Genomic DNA, 6,809 nt, shown 5'->3' with positions numbered 1-6,809 from the left:
ATTCTATTGTACTTTGTGGTTTTAAAGCAATTCCATTTCCTATATAAAATCTTTTGTAACCTCTTAGTCCTACTTTTCCTTTTGTACTAAAGAAATCATTGTCATGAACTCTTAAAGTTAAAGTTCCACTCTCATTAAATGCATTTATTTTTTCATATTCTAAATCTAAAGCAGTATAAATAGAAAACTCAGACTCTAAATCACGGTAAATAACTCTTGAAAGTTTATTTTCAAAATCTACTGTATAAGAGTTTATTCTTCCTACATTTTTATAATTTTTATCTAATAACATCTCTCTTTCAGATTTATGTCTGTTGTATGTAACGTCAAATGTTGTTAATAGTGAAACTTTATTATTCATAAATGGTTTTACGTTATGTAATCCTGATCTTAAACTATAAACTTTTTCTTTTGAAGAGCTATCTTCAAAATCAAAATGAGATACTGCAAAACCTAAAGAGTATCCATGTTTCTCTCCATAAACTTTACCATCAATATCTCTCATATACATTAATCCTTTTACATCATAATCGTAATTTGAGTTTATATCTCCATCTTTAAAATGTCCACCTGAATAGATAACACTGTATTTATCTGTATCTTTTGTTTTGTTGTATGAGCTATTCATCTCATCAAAAGATAAATTAAAGGCATTCTCAATATCATTTATTCTATCTTGGATATTACTATAGATATCTCCTCTTATCTCTTTTATTGCTCTTTCGCTCTCTTTTTCAAAAGTTACATCTGAAAGAGAATCTAAATAGCTATTTAAATTCTTTAGAGCCTCTATATCTTTTTGGTTACTATTTTCTCCTAATACACTGTCCAATCCATCCCCTAAAGAATCAAACTCATTACCATTTATAATATCTTTATATGCAACTTTTTTTATTAGTAAATTTCCTGTTTCGTCAATTTTACTTTCAAACAGTGGTGATGTCTCTACTTTTATATCACTTTTAGGATCTACTCCCACAATATTTTGCATAAATTTATTTAATTTATAGTTTACTCCATCTCCCATAAGAGCAAAATTTGAAGAAGCTTTTATTTTTCCTGAAACAGACTTAGCCTCAAATGCCAACTCATCTTTTGTTATATCCACAACTGTTCCATCTAAAATGATATCTCTATCTGTTGATATCTTTCCACCATTAGAAACATAGCTGTCTGTTAAGTATATCTCTTTTCCTTTTCCAGTAACTTTTATATTACCCTTATTTACTATTTTTCCATCTCCAGCCATTCCATATCCATTTTCAACTTCAATATTTCCATAGTTTTCAATAGTAGATGTTTTATCAGTAAACATTCCAACTCCATCTATAACCTTAATATTTCCTTGGTTTATTCCAATAGCTCCCTCTCTAGCTGAAATTCCAACTCCGTTTTTAGATACAACTATGTCTCCTTCGTTTACTACTTTAACTCCAGTACCTTTTCCTAAAAGTGCTACTGATTCTCCATTTGCTACTATGCTTCCTTTGTTCACTCCAACTCCAGATTCTACAATACCTATTCCAACAAGTTTATCTCCATCTAATAAGATTTGAGATTTTGGTCCATAGATTACGCTACTATTTTTTCCGTAAACTCCAACTCCACCACTGTTTTTTATGTTTACTCCATCAATGACATAATCCATTCCATCTTTCAAATAGATTCCAACAGATGATGTTCCTCCATCGTTTTCCACAGAAATATTTGTATTTTCAAAGCTGTTACTGTTGTCGGCTAAATATACTCCCATAGAATCTTTTCCTACAGAGATATTATTCTTAATTTTAGTTTTTTCCTTTGCAACTAAATTAATAATATCAGCTTCTCCTCCTGTTAAATCAAAATCTACAACAGAGTTTTCAGCATAAACTTTAACACTTCCAGTTCCCACTTCAATATTTCCAAGCTCTATAGATTTTTCTGAAGTATTTTTTAAATATGCTCCAATTCCTAAATCTTTTATAGACTCTACTTTTATTGTTCCACTTGTGTTCTTGAAAGTACTATTTGCCCCTTCAATAAAAGCTCCAATTCCTCCATCTACTGAGAGATTTCCAGAATTTACTAAAGTATTTTCTCCCACATTAGATACATATAAACCAATGTTATCATTAACTAAAATATCTCCAGTATTTTCTACATCTGCTCCTTGAGCTATTGCTAATCCCACTGAATTATTTCCTAACATATTGATATTAGCTTCATTTTTTACTCTTTGTCCCTCTGTTCTCATATATACTGAAACTAAATTTAATCCTTCACTTGTATTTTCATAATCAATAGTTCCATTAGTTAAAGTAGCTCCTTTGTCTAAAATAGTTCCAATAGATCCTTCTCCACTTCCAGAAATTGATATTTTTGAATCTAATAAATCCAATTTCCCATTGCTACTATAAATTCCATGAGCACCATCTTTAACATTAAATTTTCCATTTACTGCTAAATCTCCAGTTGTATAAATACCTATACTTCCTTTACCTGAAGAGTTCACATCATTTAAAGAGATTGTATTTTCACCAACATTATAAATACCTATCCCTCCATTTAATACATTTAAATTTGCATTTTTATTAAAAGTTAAACTATTTTTAATGCTCTTTCCATTTAAATACAGTCCAATGGAATTCTTATCTTTAAAGCTTGTTAGTCCATCCACACTAAAATCAGAGTTTACATCTATAACTCCTGCTCCATTTCCATAGGCAAATATATTTCCGTAAGAGTTTTCATTTTTAAAATCAATTTTATCTTGGAAAGTAATCTTTCCATCTAACTCTGCTACGTATCCTATATTTTTTTCTCCACCTATATTTACAGTGTTATTAACTATAGAATTTGCTCCATTTGATACAAATATTCCAATATTATCTCTTCCTAATAAATTTATAGTTCCTGAGTTTAAAACTTCACTCTCTTTTCCAACTCCAACTATTCCTACCTGTGAATTTGATGATAAAGTTATAACTCCTGCGTTTAAAATATTTTTATTTCCATAGATTCCTGTTCCTAAATTACCAGGAGTTAGCTCCCCTTTATTTTCAAGATCTATATCATTAGCAACTATAAGAACTCCATTTTTAAAATTATCTCCATTTAATTTTAAATTAATATCTTTAGTAGCATTTGGTGTCTCACCTTGTAAAAATAGTCCAAACTTTTCCTCTTGAGACTCCAATGTGTTTTGAACAAATGATAACTCAGTTATACTTTTATCTAAATTTGATGTTTCATCAAGAGCAAGAGCTGTTCCACCATCTCCAACCTCTATTTTTCCAACTTTTTCAATAAGACTTCCATCTTTTCCATAGATTCCAATGCCTTCTTTTCCTACAGAAATTTCACTTTCATTTACAATCGTAGCATTTGATCCATAAATTCCAATACCAGATTCTCCTAATAAATTTATAATCCCATTATTATAGACTTTGGCTAAACTATTTTCTTTATTCGACCCGTTATTTTCTATAAAAATTCCCACACTGTTGTTACCAAAAGTATTAATAACTCCATTGTTTATAACACTTGCTGTTCCTTGTCCTATAGCTTGAGATCCAAACTCATTTTCAATAACTTCTCCTGATGAAGCTACTCTATTTATTAAACTGTATATTCCCATAGCGTTATCACCATGTATTTCAAACTCTCCATTAGAAACTATAGAACTTCCATTTACAGCATATACTCCAACTCCACCAGAGTTTACAACATTATCTCCATTTTCAACTAATATTTTTGAACCTTTTGCAAGGGAAACTTTTCCAAAATCTATATATGCTCCAATAGCTCCATTTCCTGAGTCTATTCTATCTACATCGATTATTGAGTTCTCTTCTAAGTTTATTTGAGTTTCGTCATTACTTTTTGCAAGTTTACTCGAACTATTTTCTAATCCCGATACTTGACCACTATAGTATTTATCAGCATCAGCTGTTGTAACATTAGCAACTACTTTTTTATCAGCTTCTAAATTTAATTTTAAATGTTGCCCTAAAAATCTTTTATAATAAAAATCTCCAACTTCGTCAGGATGAGCTGAATTTTTTTCTATATCTGTATCAATATTTAAATTTCCTCCATCAATTGCAGCAATTTTAAATGAATCACAAATTTTTCCATCTGTACCAATTCCACCTTCAATAGACACTAAGTTTAAAATTCCCTCTATTCCAGATTTTAATTTTGATATATACAAATCACTACTTGTATTAATCAGCTTAGTTGCAACAGCATCGTTAGAAGTAACCACTATTTTTCCACCTGAAAGATCAACTGAAGTTAGCTTTGATCCTAAATCAGCTTCTACTCCAACTCCTCTTCCTCTTAAAATAATTGTTCCATTTTGTAGATTTACATCTCCACCATTTGTATAAACAGCATATCCACTTCCACTATAATCAATAGTTGCTCCCTGTAAATCAATTGTAGAGCCAACTCCAACTGAAGCTACTCCCGCTTGACCATTAATAACTTTCAAGTTTAAATTTTTACCTTGAATTGTTCCACCATTTTCAGCATAAAGTCCAACTCCTTTACTAACTACTTCTTTTGAGTTATCTATTGTTATTGTAGATATAGGGGTATTTTCTTTCAGCTTAGATTTACTACTTGATAATATTGCTACATTTCCTTTATTGGCAAAAGCTCCAATACTTTCTCCTGTTAAGTTTACATCTAAATTATCTCCATTTATAGTTATAGATGACTTATCACCTTCTGAATAAAATATTTTTGAGTCTTTTGTATCTACATTAATTTTTCCAAATAAATTTATACTATTTCCATCTCTTGCTATTGCTACTTTATTTTCTAAACCATTTTCAACTACAATATCACCATTTGATGAGATATTTCCTCCACTTGTTAAAAGTCCTATAGCTCCCACATTATTTCCTGTCATTGACAATGTCCCTGTATTTAAATTTAAACTCCCTTTTGAAGAAACTACACCTATAGAATCCTCTGAGTTTTCAATTTTAATATTATGAGTTCCATATTTTTGAGTATTTTCATTTACTATTGCTACGTTATTTGTTCCACCTAAAATCTCTAAATTAATATTTGATTTTTCATTTAGTAAATTTCTATCTGGATGCTCAGTTTCAAATTTATGAACAAAACCTATATTTTGAGTTCCTCCTGAAATTGTAATTGGAGTTTGTAAATCTATTGTTCCATTATTAATCTCTTTTTTTACATAGACTCCTATGTTTTGAGTTCCATCTAAAATATTTATTTTTCCAGAGTTTTTAAAATTGTGAGAGTCTTCTGTACCTTCTAAGTAATCTTTATTAAATAGCATAACAAAATTTTGTTCACCATTCTTAATCGATATATCTCCAGCTCCGTAATTTGAAATAAAATAGTCCCTCTTTTCTTCTCTATCTATAGCTTCAGTATATGCAAAGATTACGTTGCTATTTCCTTCAACTGATATATTTCCACTATTTAATAGATAGGGATTTACTGATTCAGATCTTTTAGTATGTCCCTGAAGACCAACAATATTAATCGAGTTTCCAACTAAATTTATATCCCCTTTTAATGATAAAACCATAGATACAGAGTCATCATTTTTTCCATATAATCCATAATTATTATATAAAGATTGTGCCTCAGTTTTTTCTGCTGGTGTTAACTCTTTTATTTCCTCTAGCTTTTGAGCTTCATCTCCATGAGGGTCATAGTGAATGAATTGTCTCAATACATACTCGCCACTTGAATCCTTAACTCTATTTTTTGCATCTATACTCACTTTAGTTTCTTTGTCAAAAGAACTATATGGAGATCCAATTACTCTATATATTCCAGCATTATCCTCTCCTATAACTCCATTGGTTTCATAAGTTTGACTCATTATCGGATCTCCTGGATATGGTGATGCATACTTTGCTGTATAATTTGTTATCTCTCCACTCCAACCATCTAAAGCTGAACTTCCAGCTACATTTATATTCCAATCTCCAGTTTCCATAATAACTTCAGAGATAGTTCCATTATGTCCACTTTCATATATTCCTTGACTAACTGCTTCCCAAAACCAAGGTTTATCAGCATTTACAGATGAAAAAGTTTTCATATCAGGAACTATTATATTAGGAATAGAAATTGTCTCTATCTTTGGTGGCTCTGGATTATTTATTTGAGTTATCTCAAAAGAATCTGGTCTCTTAATTTTTTTTAATGTTAAATCATCATTTTTTATATTATTTATATTTTTATTATCAGCATTCTCTTTTGATGAAATATTTGGCAAATTACTTTTTATATTTATATCTTTTAAATCTAAATCTGTAACAAAAGAATCTATTACTTCTAAATCATGATTTTTTATAATATTATCTACTAAATCCTCATTAGGATTATTTTCTTCTGGTTTATTATTTGGAATCTCTTCACTAGGTTTTTCAGCGGGCTTTTCCTCATTTGGTTTATTATGAATTTCTTCTTCCTTTACAAAAGAGTTTTCAAGCGTTGATTTATCTCCACCTTTACTTCCATTTGTATGATTATGATCCCCCACAAAAAACACCTGGGTTTTTCGTTCATCACTTTTCTTATAAAACATCTCTTCTAAAACCTTTTCTTCCTCTTTAATCAAAGGTTCATTCTGAGCATAGACTCCACCTGTTATAAAGAAATTTACAAGTAGAGAAAGAGTAATTGTCACCCTTTTTTTTAGGCACCGTTTTAAGTTTTTTTCCTCTAAAAATTTGTTCATTGTTTTCCTCCTAACCGTTTTCTATTGCATATATTTTTTGTAATATTATATTCAAAAAAAAATGCACCTACTCACACTTATTTAAAGT

The 6,809-nt window shown here is 29.8% G+C and carries 1 protein-coding gene; it reads right to left on the bottom strand.

All coding sequences use genetic code 11. From position 1 onward, the window contains the following. On the bottom strand, positions 1–6,721 hold a 6,721-nt coding region (locus tag Q0V08_RS09790), incomplete at its 3' end, for a hypothetical protein (protein WP_297434334.1). Between the last annotated feature and the right edge of the window lie 88 nt (positions 6,722–6,809).

Source organism: uncultured Cetobacterium sp. (genome assembly GCF_947038635.1).
Taxonomy (GTDB): domain Bacteria; phylum Fusobacteriota; class Fusobacteriia; order Fusobacteriales; family Fusobacteriaceae; genus Cetobacterium_A.
This window is presented reverse-complemented; position numbering and strand designations above follow the sequence as displayed.